At 29.6% G+C, this 15,947-nt stretch carries 13 protein-coding genes; 11 read left to right on the top strand and 2 right to left on the bottom strand.

The window, feature by feature from the left end; translation table 11 throughout:
- Positions 1–243: 243 nt before the first annotated feature.
- Positions 244–1,788, top strand: coding sequence for an Rne/Rng family ribonuclease (locus ACFOWD_RS02395; RefSeq protein ID WP_377407809.1), 1,545 nt, complete (start codon positions 244–246; stop codon positions 1,786–1,788).
- Between the two features lie 83 nt (positions 1,789–1,871).
- On the opposite strand, the gene ACFOWD_RS02390 is transcribed toward ACFOWD_RS02395, so the two are convergent.
- Positions 1,872–2,924 (bottom strand): endonuclease/exonuclease/phosphatase family protein, encoded by a 1,053-nt coding sequence (locus ACFOWD_RS02390; protein WP_298990063.1) that lies wholly within the window; start codon positions 2,922–2,924, stop codon positions 1,872–1,874.
- Between the two features lie 140 nt (positions 2,925–3,064).
- On the opposite strand from ACFOWD_RS02390, the gene ACFOWD_RS02385 reads away from it, so the two are divergent.
- The 7 genes from ACFOWD_RS02385 (at position 3,065) to truB (ending at position 10,393) form a co-directional block, all read left to right on the top strand.
- On the top strand, positions 3,065–5,815 hold the full coding sequence (locus tag ACFOWD_RS02385) for a carboxypeptidase-like regulatory domain-containing protein (RefSeq protein WP_377407807.1): 2,751 nt from the start codon (positions 3,065–3,067) through the stop codon (positions 5,813–5,815).
- Positions 5,816–5,832: 17 nt separating this feature from the next.
- Positions 5,833–7,236: a DUF5689 domain-containing protein gene (locus tag ACFOWD_RS02380; RefSeq protein WP_377407805.1), complete on the top strand. Its 1,404-nt coding sequence runs from the start codon at positions 5,833–5,835 to the stop codon at positions 7,234–7,236.
- Between the two features lie 66 nt (positions 7,237–7,302).
- Complete coding sequence (gene mce, locus ACFOWD_RS02375; RefSeq protein ID WP_377407803.1) at positions 7,303–7,713, top strand: methylmalonyl-CoA epimerase; 411 nt, start codon at positions 7,303–7,305, stop codon at positions 7,711–7,713.
- A gap of 59 nt (positions 7,714–7,772) precedes the next feature.
- A complete protein-coding gene (locus ACFOWD_RS02370) occupies positions 7,773–8,651 on the top strand; it encodes a cell division protein FtsX (protein WP_377407801.1) in 879 nt (292 codons plus the stop codon).
- 3 nt (positions 8,652–8,654) lie between these two features.
- A complete protein-coding gene (locus tag ACFOWD_RS02365) occupies positions 8,655–8,897 on the top strand; it encodes a DUF3098 domain-containing protein (RefSeq protein ID WP_377407799.1) in 243 nt (80 codons plus the stop codon).
- 2 nt (positions 8,898–8,899) lie between these two features.
- Positions 8,900–9,694, top strand: a complete 795-nt coding sequence (locus tag ACFOWD_RS02360; RefSeq protein ID WP_298990044.1) for an undecaprenyl-diphosphate phosphatase — start codon at positions 8,900–8,902, stop codon at positions 9,692–9,694.
- A 6-nt stretch (positions 9,695–9,700) separates the two neighbouring features.
- The gene (truB, locus tag ACFOWD_RS02355; RefSeq protein WP_377407797.1) at positions 9,701–10,393 is read left to right on the top strand and encodes a tRNA pseudouridine(55) synthase TruB; all 693 of its coding nucleotides are present in this window, start codon (positions 9,701–9,703) and stop codon (positions 10,391–10,393) included.
- Here the strand turns inward: truB and ACFOWD_RS02350 are convergent.
- A complete protein-coding gene (locus tag ACFOWD_RS02350) occupies positions 10,390–11,220 on the bottom strand; it encodes a universal stress protein (protein WP_377407795.1) in 831 nt (276 codons plus the stop codon). The genes truB and ACFOWD_RS02350 overlap by 4 nt on opposite strands.
- A gap of 166 nt (positions 11,221–11,386) precedes the next feature.
- Between ACFOWD_RS02350 and rimP the strand changes: the two genes are divergently transcribed.
- The 3 genes from rimP (at position 11,387) to infB (ending at position 15,943) form a co-directional block, all read left to right on the top strand.
- Positions 11,387–11,848, top strand: a complete 462-nt coding sequence (gene rimP / locus ACFOWD_RS02345) for a ribosome assembly cofactor RimP (protein ID WP_377407793.1) — start codon at positions 11,387–11,389, stop codon at positions 11,846–11,848.
- Between the two features lie 12 nt (positions 11,849–11,860).
- The gene (gene nusA / locus ACFOWD_RS02340; RefSeq protein ID WP_377407791.1) at positions 11,861–13,117 is read left to right on the top strand and encodes a transcription termination factor NusA; all 1,257 of its coding nucleotides are present in this window, start codon (positions 11,861–11,863) and stop codon (positions 13,115–13,117) included.
- A 63-nt stretch (positions 13,118–13,180) separates the two neighbouring features.
- On the top strand, positions 13,181–15,943 hold the full coding sequence (infB, locus tag ACFOWD_RS02335; protein ID WP_377407788.1) for a translation initiation factor IF-2: 2,763 nt from the start codon (positions 13,181–13,183) through the stop codon (positions 15,941–15,943).
- Positions 15,944–15,947: the final 4 nt, after the last annotated feature.

Genomic DNA, 15,947 nt, shown 5'->3' with positions numbered 1-15,947 from the left:
TATGCCAAGTGGTAAAAAAAGAAAGAGAGCAAAGATCTCAACTCACAAAAGAAAGAAAAGAGCAAGAGCTAATAGACATAAGAAGAAAAAGTAAGCAGTAGCTTACTTTTTCGTTTATAATTTAGCGAAAAAACTAAAAGTTCATTGACATCGAGGTTTTAATAAAACCTCACTGGTATTATAAATACCTGACAATATTAATCCATCTGCACAATGAAGTGCAGTGTTAAAACCATTTTCAGTATGAAAACAGAATTAATAATTCGTTCAAATTCAGCTGATATTGATTTTGCCTTATTAAGAGATGGAAAACTTATTGAATTAAATAATGAAACAACAGATAATAAATTCTCTGTAGGCGATATTTTTTTAGCCAAAATAGGAAAAGTATTATCTGGTTTAAATGCAGCATTTGTAAATGTAGGTTACCCAAAAGATGGGTTTTTACATTATCATGATTTAGGCGCGCAAGTAAACTCATTAAACGCATTCATTAAGAAAGTAAGCACAGGTAAGTATAAAGAATTCACTTTAAAAAATTTCCGATTTCAACCAGACATCAATAAAGATGGTAGTATTACTGATGTTTTAAAAACAGGGCAAAACCTGTTGGTACAAATCGTAAAAGAACCAATTTCTACAAAAGGCCCAAGATTAAGCTCAGAGCTTTCTATTGCTGGTAGATTTTTAGTTCTTGTTCCTTTTTCTAATCGAGTTTCGGTTTCTCAAAAAATCGAAGACCCAAAAGAAAAAGAACGTTTAAAAAGATTAGCAAAAAGCATTAAACCAAAAGGGTTTGGTGTTATTTTAAGAACTGTTGCAGAAGGAAAGAAAGTGGCTGAATTAGATAAAGATTTACAAAACTCATTAGAACGTTGGAAAACTATGTGTAAGCGAATTGCAAACACAAATACACCAACTAAAATATTAAGTGAGTTAAACAGAGCATCTTCTATTTTAAGAGATGTAATGAATGAAAGCTTTACTAATATAGTTACAAATGATGAAACATTAAAAGTTGAGATTAAAGAGTATTTACAAGAAATATATCCTGAAAAGGAAAAAATTGTAAAACTTCATAAATCTTCTGTTCCCATATTTGAAAAATACGGAATAGAAAGACAAATCAAAACTTCTTTCGGAAAAACAGTATCCATGAGTAAAGGTGCTTATTTGGTAATAGAGCACACAGAAGCTTTACATGTTATAGATGTAAATAGTGGAAATCGTTCTAACAAAGCTGGTTCTCAAGAAGAGACTGCATTAGAAGTAAATTTAATAGCAGCCACAGAAATAGCACGTCAATTACAATTACGTGATATGGGTGGTATTATAGTTGTTGATTTTATTGATATGCATAAATCTGAAAACAGAAATAAACTGTATCAGCATTTAAAAGAGGCTATGTCTTTAGATAGAACAAAACACAAAATATTACCTCCAAGTAAATTTGGATTAATACAAATTACTAGGCAAAGAGTAAGACCTGTAATGAATATTAAAACTACCGAAGAAAATCCAAATAAAGATGGGCAAGTAGAAGCCCCAATAGTTTTGTTAGATAAAATAGAAGCAGACTTAGAAAAATACATTTCTAAAATGCAAAGTGGCAAATCAACCAATAAAAAGATTCAATTACATATACATCCTTTTATTGCTGCTTATTTAACAAAAGGAGTAAATTCTATACGTTTTAAATGGTATTTAAAACATAAAAAGTGGATAAACATTATACCTAGAGATGCTTACACCTATTTATATTACAAGTTTGTTTCAGTTAAAGAATAACTTGTAATTAAGGCAATAATTTTTTATCAAAAAACCCACAATATTCAAATATTGTGGGTTTTTATTTTTGTAATAAATTAAGCTTATTTTTTCTCTTTAATTAAATACATGTAAACTGGGTAGTGATCTGAGTAACCACCTGTATAACCACCGTAAGAAAAACTTCTAAAAGGATAACCTTTAAACTGACCACGTTTATTTGTTAAAAAACGCTTGTTAAATATCATTGCCTTGTACATTTTATATGTAGAAAAGTCTTTTTCACCTTTATCTAATAATGGAGAAGAAATTAAAATCATATCAAATAAATTGATATTATCTCTATATCCTAAAGTGTTAAACCCTCTTCTATGTAAATCTTCATAAGGATTGTAAATATCTAATTCACCAACTTCTTTTTTACGACTTTTTGTTTTTAAAACCTCTTTAAAGCTTGAGTTTATTGGATCATCATTAAAATCTCCCATTGTTATGATTTTAGGATTCTCATGCTTTTCTCTAATTTGTTCAATAATCTTTGTGTTTTGATAAGCAGCCTTTTCTCTAAGAGGTCTACTTTTAGCTTCACCTCCACTTCTAGAAGGCCAGTGATTTACAATTACATGAATCAATTCATCATCTAAATATCCAGAAACTAATAATTGATCTCTTGTATAGACCTTTCTATTGTTTCTGTAAATATTTGGGTTAAACGCTTCATGATGTATAGGTTTAAAATATCTTTTTTGGTATAATAAAGCTACATCTATTCCTCTTTTGTCTGGAGAATCGTAATGTATAATTCCGTATTTTTTACTTTTTAAGTGTTTAGATTTTACTAAATCTTCTAATACACTTAAATTCTCTACTTCAGAAACACCAATAATTGCAGGAGATGTGTTTGCTTTTTCTGCTCCAATTTGTGCAATAACACTTCCAAGTTTATCAATTTTATCCCAATAAACTTTAGATCTATTAGATTTAAGCTCCATCATTGGGCTAGCTTCATCATTAATAGTAGTGTCGTTAATAGTATCAAATAAGTTTTCTAAATTATAGAAAGCTAAGGTTCTAATATTATACTGTTTTCCTTTTTTCTGAGAGAAAGTAAAGGAAACTGTTAATAACAATACTATTACAGATAATTGTTTTCTCATATTTTATTATTTATTTTGCAAACATATAAAACAAAATGAATGCCAAAAATTTTATAATGTTATATTAACATTAGCAATATATAAAAACATTACTTTTGACGGCATTTTGCAAATAAAAATATCAACCACAAAAAACTTTTATGAGAAAAACAGTATTTTCAATATTGGTGATTTTATTCTTTAGTTTAGGAATAAAATCTCAAAATATTGTAAAAGGAATCGTTAAAGATAGCGATTCTGAAAATCCTCTTCAAGGTGTTTTGGTTAACATTGTAAATACACCATCATCACAAACTACAAGTTTAGATGGTAAATTTGCTTTAAAAAGTGTGCCTAATGGAAGTTATCTTCTAGAAATTAAATTAACTGGTTATGAAACTCAAAATTTTCCTTTAGAGTTTTCTGGTAATCCAATAGATTTAGGTACTATTTTATTGTATAAAGATATTACAGAAGACCAAGATTTAAGCCTTATTACAATTACAGATGATGAATTAAATGATGATGCTAGTGCAGCAGATAATATATCTGGTCTTTTACAAGCAACTAGAGATGTATTTTTAAGATCAGCTGCTTTTGAGTTTAGTCAATCTTTTTTTAGAATAAAAGGATTAGATTCTGGAAATGGTAAAGTCTTAATTAATGGTATTGAGATGAATAAACTTTTTGATGGAAGAGCTCAATGGAGTAATTGGGGAGGATTAAATGATGTATTAAGAAATCAAGAGTTTAGCAATGGTTTAGCACCTTCTAATTACACTTTTGGTGGTGTGCTAGGTTCTACAAATATAAACACAAGACCTTCTGAACAAAGAGCAGGTACAAGAATTTCTTATTCTTCTTCTAATAGAAGTTATGTTCATAGATTAATGGCAACACATTCTACAGGAATTCTTGATGATGGATGGTCATTTACTTTTTCTGCAAGTAGAAGAGCAGGAAACGAAGGGTTTAACGAAGGAACAACTTATAATGCATATTCAGTTTTTGGTGCTTTAGAGAAACAATTTGGTGAAAATCATAGTTTAGTATTTACATCAATATTTACGCCAAACAGAAGAGGTAAATCTTCTCCAAATACAGACGAAGTATTTGCTTTAAAAGGGATAACTTATAATGATTATTGGGGATATTTAAATGGTAAAAAAATTAACTCAAGAATTAAAGAAGTAGAAGAACCAATACTTATGTTAAATCATTATTGGGATATTTCTGATAACACAACTTTACAAACTAATGTGGCTTATCAATTTGGTAAAATTGGAAACAGTCGTTTAGATTTTAATGGTGGTGCAAACCCAAGCCCTACATATTATCAATATTTACCAAGTTATTTCTTGAGAAATGGAGATAAAGCTGGTGCTTATGATGCACAACAAGACTTTATCAATGGAGGTCAAGTAGACTGGGATCGTATTTTTGATGCAAACATTACTAATGCAGCAAGTGGTTTAGACAATGCTTATGTTTTATATGAAGATAGAAATGATGATAAGCAATTAACTGTAAATACAATTTTAACTTCAGATCTTAATAATAATATTACATTAAATGCTAAGTTAGAATACAGAAGATTAAGATCTCATAATTTTGCAGAAGTTATTGATTTATTAGGAGGTATTGGTTATTTAGACATTAATCCTTTTGCTGATACTCCAGACAGTAAACAAAACAATTTATTAAATCCTAATAGGCTTGTTGGTGTTGGAGATACATTTAGATATAACTTCAATTTAAATTCTGATGTAACTAGTGCATTTGCTCAAGCTCAATTTAAATATAATAAAGTAGATTTCTTTACTGCTTTTAATATTTCTAGAACAACACATCAAAGAGAAGGATTATATCAAAATGGACGTTTTGTAAATAATTCTTTAGGATTATCAGAAAAATTAGATTTTACAAATTTTGGTGTAAAAGGAGGCTTAACATATAAAATTACAGGTCGTCATTTAATAGATGCTAACGTTGGTTATATGACACAAGCACCAACTATTAGAAACTCTTTCTCTAACTCAAGAGAAAATAACAATACTGTAGATAATATACAAAGCGAAAAAATCTTTACAACAGATTTAAGTTATATTGTTAGAAGTCCAATTATAACTTCTCGATTAACTGCTTTTTACACAAATGTTACTGATGCAACTGAAATTTCTTTTTATTTTGCTGATGGTGTTGGAGGAGATAATACAGCATTTGTACAAGAAGTTTTATCAGGTATAGAAAGAAATCATGTAGGATTAGAATTAGGTATAGAAGCGCAAGTTACATCAACTATTAAATTAAAAGGTGCAGCTGCAATTGGACAATATACATATGGTAATAATCCAAACTTATATTTAACATCAGATGTTGCTAATAATGGTGGTTTTGATGCAGATTTTAGATCTAAAGATTATGTTTCTAACTTAAAGAATTACAAAATTGCCTCTGGTCCACAAAACGCTTATTCAGTTGGTTTTGAATATAGAGATCCAGATTATTGGTGGATAGGAGCAACAAGTAACTTTTTTACAAACACTTATGTAGATGTTGCCCCATTAACGCGTTCTTCTAATTTTTATGAAGATGCAGATGGTTTACCTTTTTCTGATTATGATCCTGTTTTAGCAAGAGAGTTATTACAACAAGAAAAGTTTGATGATTATATGGTTGTTAACCTTATGGGTGGTAAATCTTGGAAAATAGGAGATAAGTTTATTAGTGTGTTTGCAACTGTAAACAACTTGTTTGGAGAAGAATATAAATCTGGTGGTTTTGAACAAGGACGTAATGCAAACTTTAGACAATTAAGAGATGATAAATCTCTAGACACTCCAGTTTTTGGAAATAGATATTGGTATGGTAGAGGTACAACCTACTTTTTAAACGTTAATTTAAGATTTTAAAAAATAATTTTAGTGATATGAAAACAAATAAATTAATCATCTTTTTACTAGCAATAGTTACTAGTATATCTTTTACTTCTTGTGTAGAAGATGGAGATTTTGATGTTCCAAACTCAATTGGAGCAGAAGAAAACTCTGCATTACAAGCCTTATTAAACACAAGTGGTTATAGTGAAATTTCTATAACTAATTTAAAAGGTCTTTTTGTAAATGGGCAGGTTACTGAAATTACTTCAGATATTTATGTAAAAGGTTATGTTTCTTCTTCAGATAGAAGTGGAAATTTTTATAAAGAATTTTTTATACAAGATAGTCCAACAAGTCCAACTACTGCAATAAAAGTAGTGACTGAGTTTATAGACTCTTACAATAAATTTAATTTTGGTAGAGAAGTTTACATTAACTTAAAAGGATTATATATTGGAGAGGTTCGTTCAGGTGATGGAGTGATTGCAATTGGTGGTGATAGAAATATTGATGATGAAGTAGAAAACTTATCAATTAATCAAACAGAATCTGCTGTTTTAAGATCTATTAATACAGAACAAATTACACCTTTAACTGTTAAATTATCTCAAATTAACGATAGTCATGTAGGTGTCTTTGTAAAAGTAGAAAATGCACATTTTCCATCTTCTTTAGCTGGTAAAACTTATCATGATAGTAATAATAGATTCGATACTCAACGTACTTTAGAAAGTTGTGATGGTTTTGGTTTTACAAACTTTATATTAGAAACAAGTGCTTTTGCTTCTTTTGGTTTTACTCCTATGCCTTCAGGTGGTGGAAGTATTTCTGCAGTTGTATCAAAAACGTTTAATGGTAGTGATTTAGTACTAGCTTTAAATTCAGTTGAAGATGTAGACATGAATGGTCCAAAATGTACGCCTTTAGATATTAACGATTTCTCTGTAGTTGTAGAAGAAGATTTTGACGCAGGTACAGATAATACAAACTTAAACTTTCCTGGTTGGGTAAATGTTGCTGAAACTGGAAGCGAGTTATGGACAGAGCAACTGTTTAGTGGAAATGGTTATGCAGAGTTTAGTGCCTTTAGAACAGGTGATGCTGTAAATGTTGGCTGGTTAGTATCACCAAGTGTAGATTTAAGTGCACATAGCCAAGTGTTTGTTAACTTTATGTTGGCACAACATCATTTAGATTCTTCTGCAAATACTTTAGAAGTTTTAGTATCTACAGATTTTGATGGTTCTAATGTTGCAGCTGCAACTTGGCAAGCAATTTCTGCAAATATACCTACACAAGCAGATTCATGGTATCAATTTAAAGATGGTGGTTTAATAGATTTAGCTGCTTTTTCAGGTACTTTATATGTTGCGTTTAAATATACAGGTTCTGGTACAGATACAGATTTAGATGGAGCTTATATGATTGATGATTTTAGAATATTAGCTAAATAAATAAACAATCAAATTAAATATAAAGCTGGTAAAGATTTTCTTTACCAGTTTTTTTATTTTTACAATATGAATAAAATAGAACACATAGGTATTGCTGTTAAAGATTTAGAAAAATCGAATCAGTTATTTGCTTCATTATTTGGTAAAAGTCATTATAAGATTGAAGAAGTTATTTCAGAAGGCGTAAAAACTTCATTTTTTAAGTCTGGTCCTAATAAAATTGAGTTATTAGAAGCAACAAACCCTAATAGTCCAATAGCAAAATTTATAGAGAAAAAAGGAGAAGGTATACATCATATAGCTTTTGCTGTAGATGATATTATTTCTGAAATAAAAAGACTAAAAAAAGAAGGGTTTACAATACTTAATGAAACTCCTAAAAAAGGGGCAGATAACAAATTAGTAGCTTTTCTACATCCAAAAACTACAAATGGTGTTTTAATAGAACTTTGTCAAGAAGACAATTCGTTAAAATAATATTAACTTTAGATAGTTAATTATTATGAATTAGTATCTTGCACCAATAAATTCTAAACATGTCTTCAAAATTTGATTCATACCAAAAAAGGCGATTGCGTTCTTCTTACTTTTCTGTAGTAGTAAGTATTGCATTAGTTTTATTTATGGTAGGTGTTTTAGGACTTATTTTATTGAAATCCACAAAAGTTGCAAATAGAGTAAAAGAAAAAATTGCAATAACATTATTTATAAAAGATAATGTTACCCAAAAACAAATAAAATCATTTAAAGAATTTATTGAAAAAGAGGAATATTCTAGAAAAGTAATTTATACCAGTAAAGCACAGGCTGCAAAAAAATACAGTAAAGAAATAGGAGAAGATTTTTTAGAGTTTTTAGGGAGTAATCCACTAAAAAACGGCATTGATATTTATTTAAATGCAGATTTTGTAACTCCAGAAAAAATTACTGAATTAGAAAATAAATATTTAAAAAATGCATTTGTTGCTGATATTTCATATGATAAACCTTTGATAAACCTTTTAACAAAAAACATTAAAAGAATAAGTTTTTGGTTACTTGTAGTAAGTGGTTTTTTTGGTTTGATAGCAATTATACTTATAAATAGCTCAATTAGATTATCTATTTACGCTAAACGTTTTAATATTAAAACGATGCAAATGGTTGGTGCAACAAAAAGTTTTATAAGAAAGCCCTTTATTATACAAAGTATAAAACTTGGTTTTATAGGTGCTTTTGTAGCGTTAATTGGTTTAGGTATAGTTATTTATTATTTAGACAAATACATACCAAGTTTAGATTTCTTAAAAGATTATGTAACTCTTACATACTTAACAGTAGGTGTGTTAGTTGGGTCTTTTATAATAACTTGGTTAAGCACTTTTTTTGCAACACAACGTTTTTTAAACTTAAAAACAGACGAACTTTATTATTAAAATATGAATAAGAATACTCAAGAACAACCCACTTTTTTGTTCGGTAAAAAAAACTATATCATCATGCTTATAGGCATTTTTTTTATTGCAATAGGCTTTATATTTATGGTAGGTGGAGGAAGTGATAATCCAGAAGTTTTTAATGAAGAAATTTATAATTGGCAAAGAATTCGTTTAGCGCCAACATTAGTCATCATTGGTTTGGCTATAGAAATTTATGCAATTCTAGCAGATCCTAAAAAATAATTATGGACATTTTTGAAGCAATAGTTCTTGGAGTTATTCAAGGATTAACAGAGTTTTTGCCAGTTTCTTCTAGTGGCCATTTAGAATTAGCGAAAGCCATTTTAGGAGACACTTCTGTACCAGAAGAAAGTTTAACTTTTACAGTGGTTTTACATTTTGCAACTGCGCTTAGTACGTTAGTTATTTTTAGAAAAGAAGTTTTTGAAATCTTTAAAGGATTATTTCAATTTAAATGGAATGATGAATTAAAATTTTCTTTAAAAATTATACTTTCTATGATTCCTGCAGTTTTTGTTGGGTTGCTTTTCGAAAAACAATTAGAAGCTTTTTTTGGAGGTAAAATTTTGTTGGTTGGTGCTATGTTAATAGTAACAGCTATCTTATTATTATTAGCAGATAAAGCTAAAAACACAAATAAAGAAGTTTCTTTTTTAAATGCTGTGATTATTGGAATTTCACAAGCTATAGCAATGTTACCTGGAATTTCAAGATCTGGAGCAACAATTTCTACCTCAGTTTTATTAGGGATAGATAGAACAAGAGCAGCTCGTTTTTCTTTTTTAATGGTGGTTCCTCTAATTTTTGGAAAAATCGGGAAAGATGTTTTAAGTGGAGATTTAAACTTTCAATCTTCAGAAATGATGCCAATTTCTATTGGATTTATAGCTGCATTTGTATCAGGATTATTAGCTTGTCAATGGATGATTGCTTTAGTTAAAAAAAGCAAATTAACGTACTTTTCAATTTACTGCGCAATTGTTGGTTTAATTGCAATAGGTTACTCTTTACTAAGCTAATTTTAAATGACTAAAGAATCGTTTTTAGAAGGTAAAGTTTTATTAATAGATAAACCTTTAAACTGGACATCTTTTCAGGCTGTAAACAAAATACGTTGGCACATTAAACAGCGTTTTAAAATTAAAAAGATAAAGGTTGGTCATGCAGGAACTTTAGATCCGCTTGCAACTGGGTTATTAATTATTTGTTGTGGTAAAGAAACCAAGAATATAAATACATATCAAGGTCAAATAAAGGAATATACAGGAACTTTTACTATTGGTGCAACAACACCAAGTTACGATTTAGAAACTGAAGTTGATAAAATATATCCTACAGATCATATTTCTGAAACTTTAGTAAAGGAAACTACACAGCAATTTTTAGGAACCATACAACAAAAACCACCCATTTTTTCAGCGATAAAAAAAGATGGAAAACGTTTGTACGAGCTTGCTAGAAAAGGAGAAACAACTGAAATAAAATCAAGAGAAGTTGCCATTTCTGAATTCGAAATAACAAACATTAATTTTCCCAAAGTAGATTTTAGAGTGGTTTGTAGTAAAGGTACTTACATAAGATCTTTAGCTTACGATTTTGGTTTAGCATTAAATTCTGGAGCACACTTATCAGCCTTAAGAAGAACTAAAATTGGAAATTTTTCAGTTGACAACTCATTTACAATTGATGATTTTATAGAAAGCCTAAACAACAATTAAACCTTGATTGTTAACATTGGTTTTAGTGCATTTTTAGAAAGATTTTTTGTAACACTAGCAGAAAATAAATGAGCAATTCCACTTCTACCATGAGTTCGTAAAGCAATTAAATCAGCATCAATATCTCTAGCAAAATTTAAGATTCCTTTTTTAACAGAAACATCATTGTAAATATTAATAGAGTGTTTTGGTAAATCAAAACCTTCAATAAACTTTTTAATTTTTTCTTTAGATTTTTGAGTGCTTTCAAAATTCGAAGGTGTATTTACTTTTACCAAATGAATTTTACTCTTAAAAGAATTTGCAAAATCTAAAAACTTTGAAAAAGGTATTTTTTCGCTTTCATCTTTAAATCCAGAAGCAAAAACTAAGTCTTTTAGTTCAAATTTATTACTATCTCTTTTTACAACTAATACAGGTATATCAGCAGTTCTTACAACTTTTTCTGTATTAGAACCAATTAGAATTTCGTCTAAATTAGAATGTCCTTTAGAACCTATTATAATTAGATCTGCCTCTACTTTTTTTGCGTACTTTAAAATACCTTCATGAGGGTTTTGAAAACGTATAGAATGATGAACTTCTGTGTTTTTATGAAAAAACTTTTCTTTAAAATCTACAATACGTTCTTTAACTTTTCTTAAATATAGCATACTTTCAGGTATGCTAAAATTACTACCTGCACCCATATCAACAATACCAGTTGGTAATTCTATCATATGTAGCAGAAAAACTTCACTTTTTGATTTTTTGGCTATTGTACTTGCCATTTTTGATGCAAACTCAGAACTTTGAGAGAAATCTACAGGAACTAATATTTTATTCATAAAAGAGCTTTAGGTTTGATTGTATCTAAAATTACAAAAAATATTTGAATCAAACTAAGTTTGGTAAATCCTAAACAATTCGTATATTTGCACCGGAATTTAAGGAAAAATGATAGAGAAGGGGACTAAAAAGTCCCCTCTTTTTATACTTATTTTTAAGCATAAAATGAACGAGAGTAAGATTAGAGACTTGGTAGACGAAGCATTAGCAGAGAACGAATCATTATATTTAATTGATTTGGTTATCTCTACTAATAACAAAATTCAAGTTACTGTAGATGGAGATAATGGAGTAAATTTAAGTGAGTGTGTTAGAATTAGTAGAAATGTAGAGCACAACTTAGATAGAGATGAAGAAGATTTTTCTCTTGAAGTAACTACACCAGATATTTCTCATCCACTTAAAATTAAAAGACAGTACAAAAAGAATATCAATAGAATTCTTAAAGTAAAAACAGAACTAGATAATTTTGAAGGTACACTAACCAGTGTAAATGAAGAAGAAATAGAATTAAAATGGAAGGCTAGAGAGCCAAAACCAATAGGTAAAGGAAAAGTAACTGTAGAAAAGAAAGTTACCATACCATATAAAGATATTAAAGAAGCAAAAGTGAAAATTGTATTTTAAGCAAATAATGTAATGGAAAATATAGCATTAATCGAATCGTTTTCGGAATTTAAAGATAATAAAAGTATAGATAGAGTAACATTAATGTCTATCTTAGAAGAGGTGTTTAGAGCAGCACTAAAACGTAAGTTTGGTTCTGATGACAATTTTGATATTATTATAAACCCAGATAAAGGAGATTTAGAGATCTGGAGAAACAGAGTTGTAGTTGCAGATGGTATGTCTGAAGACGATAATGAAGAAATCGAATTATCTGAAGCTAGAAAAATAGAGCCAGATTTTGAAATTGGTGAAGATGTATCTGAAGAAGTAAAATTAATAGACTTAGGAAGAAGAGCAATTTTGGCTTTACGTCAAAACTTAATTTCTAAGATTTATGAACATGATAGTACAAACATCTTTAAGCAATTTAAAGATTTAGAAGGTGAAATATTTAGTGCAGAAGTGCATCACATTCGTCATAATGCAATTATTTTGTTAGATGATGAGGGTAATGAAATTGTACTACCAAAAAGCGAACAAATACGTTCAGACTTTTTCAGAAAAGGAGATTCTGTAAGAGGAGTTATAAAATCTGTAGAATTAAGAGGTAACAAACCAGCAATTATTTTATCTAGAACTTCACCAGCTTTCTTAAACAAATTATTTGAACAAGAAATTCCTGAAGTTTTCGATGGTTTAATTACAGTAGAAGGTGTAGCAAGAATTCCAGGTGAAAAAGCAAAAGTAGCAGTAGATTCTTATGATGATAGAATAGACCCTGTTGGAGCTTGTGTAGGTGTTAAAGGATCAAGAATTCATGGTATAGTTCGTGAATTAGGTAACGAAAATATAGATGTTATCAATTATACAAAAAACGAACAATTATACATTTCAAGAGCTTTAAGTCCTGCAAAAGTAACTTCTATGGAAATAGAAACTTTTGAAGAACCAAAGAATGGTAAAAAAGGTAGAGTTAATGTTTTACTTAAACCAGAAGAAGTTTCTAAAGCTATTGGTAGAGGTGGTGTAAATATTCGTTTAGCGAGTGAGTTAACAGGTTACGAAATAGACGTTCAAAGAGAAGGTTTAGAAGAAGAAGATGTAGAGTTAACAGAGTTTGTAGATGAAATTGAAGACTGGATTATTGCAGAATTTAAAAACATTGGTTTAGATACAGCAAGAAGTGTATTAGAAACTAGTGTAGGTGAGTTAGTAAAAAGAACTGACTTAGAAGAAGAAACAATTATAGATGTTCAGAGAATTTTAAAAGAAGAATTCGAAGAATAGAAAAATAACATTAAAGTAACGTAAAAGTATATACTTTTACATTTATAAAGTTAAAAGAATTATATGTCTGTAGGCAAAACAATGAGGCTTAATAAAGTTCTAAGAGAGTTAAATATTTCTTTAGATAGAGCTGTAGAGCATCTAGCAAGTAAAGGTTTTCAAGTCGATGCTAGACCAACTACAAAAATATCATCAGAAGAATATCAAGTTCTTTTAGATGGCTTTGAAACTGATGCTAATAAAAAAGCAGCTTCAAAAGAAGTTGGTGAAGAAAAGAGAAAAGAAAAAGAAGCTATTCGTTTAGAGCTTGAAGCCAAATTAGAGAAGAAAAGAGCAGAAGAAGAAAAGAAAGAAGAGATTCTTAAGGCTAAAGCAGAAAAGCTTGAGTTTAAAACTGTTGGTAAAATTGATATTGACAACTTAGGTAAACCAGCTAAGCCAGAAGTTAAAGAAGAAGAGCCAGTAGCTAAAGAAGAACCTAAAATAGAAGAGAAGCCTAAAGAAGTTGTAAAAGAACAACCAAAAGTAGAGGTTAAAAAAGAAGAAGAGAAGGTTCAGAAAAAAGAGACTCCAAAAGCAGAGGTAAAAAAAGCAGCTCCTAAAAAAGAGGAGAAAGTAGAAAAAACAGAAGAAGTTACTCCAGAAAATGCTGAAAAGATTAAAACTCAGTATAAAAAGTTAGATGGACCAAACTTTACAGGTAAAAAAATTGATTTAAAACAATTTGAAAAACCTAAAAAGAAAAAACCAGAAGCTAAGAAAGAAGACGCTAAATCAGATAAAAAGAAAAAGCGTAAACGTATAAGCAAGCCTGTTGGTTCTAATACAAGTAACAATAATAGAGGAGGTTCTCAAAACAATAGAGGAAACAATAAAGGTTTTAAAGGTAGAGGTAATCAAAGACCAGCTGCTAAAAAAGAAGAACTTACTGAAGAAGAAATCCAAAAACAAGTAAGAGAAACTTTAGAAAAATTACAAGGTAGATCTTCAAAAGGTAAAGGAGCAAAATACAGAAGAAGCAAAAGAGAAGCTCACAGAGAGCAATCAGAAGCTGAATTAGAAGCACAAGAATTAGAAAGCAAAATCTTAAAAGTAACAGAATTTGTTACTGTTAGTGAGGTTGCTACAATGATGAATGTTCCAGTAACAGATATTATTTCTGCATGTATGTCTTTAGGTATGATGGTTACTATGAACCAACGTTTAGACGCAGAAACATTAGTAATTGTTGCAGAAGAATTCAATTATAAAGTAGAATTTGTTGGTGCAGAAGTAGAAGAATCTATTGAAGAAGTAGAAGATAAACCAGAAGATTTAGAAAAAAGAGCACCTATTATTACTGTAATGGGGCACGTAGATCATGGTAAAACATCTTTATTAGATTATATTAGAAATGCAAATATTGTAGAAGGTGAAAGTGGAGGAATTACCCAACATATTGGAGCTTACTCTGTAAAAGTTGGTGATGAAAAAATAGCATTTTTAGATACACCAGGTCACGAAGCCTTTACAGCAATGCGTGCTAGAGGTGCTCAAGTTACAGATTTAGTAATTATTGTTGTTGCAGCTGATGATGATGTAATGCCACAAACAAAAGAAGCAATTTCTCATGCTCAAGCAGCAGGTGTACCTATCATTTTTGCAATTAATAAGATAGATAAGCCAAATGCTAATCCAGATAATGTTAAAACACAACTTTCTTCAATGAATTTATTAATTGAAGAATGGGGAGGTAACATTCAATCTCAAGATATCTCAGCAAAAACAGGTCAAGGTATAGATGAGTTATTAGAAAAAGTATTATTAGAGGCAGAAGTTTTAGAATTAAAAGCTAACCCAAATAAAAATGCGGTTGGTACTGTTGTAGAAGCACAGTTAGATAAAGGTAGAGGATATGTAACTACAATTTTAGTACAAGCAGGTACTTTAAAAATTGGAGACTATATATTAGCAGGTAAAAATAGTGGTAAAGTAAAAGCCATGTTTGATGATAAAGGCAAAAAGTTAAAAGTTGCTGGTCCATCAACACCTGTGTCTATTTTAGGTTTAGATGGTGCTCCTCAAGCAGGTGATAAATTCCTTGTTTTTGATGATGAAAGAGAAGCTAAACAAATTGCTACAAAGCGTTCTCAATTACAACGTGAGCAATCTGTAAGAACTCAAAAAACATTAACATTAGATGAAATTGGACGTAGAATTGCGTTAGGAGACTTTAAAGAATTAAATATCATCTTAAAAGGTGATGTGGATGGTTCTGTTGAAGCTTTAACTAATTCATTCCAAAAACTTTCTACTGAAGAAATTCAAGTAAATATCTTACACAAAGGTGTAGGTGCAATTACAGAATCTGATGTTTTATTAGCAACTGCTTCAGATGCTATTATTGTTGGATTTAATGTTAGACCTCAAGGAAATGCAAGAGCAGTAGCAGATAGAGAAGAAGTAGATATTAGAACTTATTCTATCATTTACGATGCAATAAACGATCTTAAGGATGCAATGGAAGGTATGCTTTCACCTGAAATGAAGGAAGAAGTTACAGGAACTGTTGAAATTAGAGAAGTTTACAAGATTTCTAAAATTGGAAATATTGCAGGTTGTATGGTAATGACAGGTAAAATCTTTAGAGATTCTAAAATACGTATCATTAGAGATGGTATTGTTGTTCACGATGGCTTATTAGCTTCTTTAAAACGTTTTAAAGACGATGTGAAAGAAGTTGCTAAAGGTTACGATTGTGGTCTTCAAATTAAGAACTACAATGACATCCAAGAAGGAGATCAAATTGAAGCTTATAAAGAAGTTGCAGTTAAAAAGAAGTTATAAAAAC

The sequence above is a fragment of the Polaribacter marinivivus genome, assembly GCF_042651285.1.
Classification (GTDB): domain Bacteria; phylum Bacteroidota; class Bacteroidia; order Flavobacteriales; family Flavobacteriaceae; genus Polaribacter; species Polaribacter marinivivus.
Note: the sequence above shows the minus strand (reverse complement) of the source record. Positions and strands in the feature narration are given on the sequence as shown.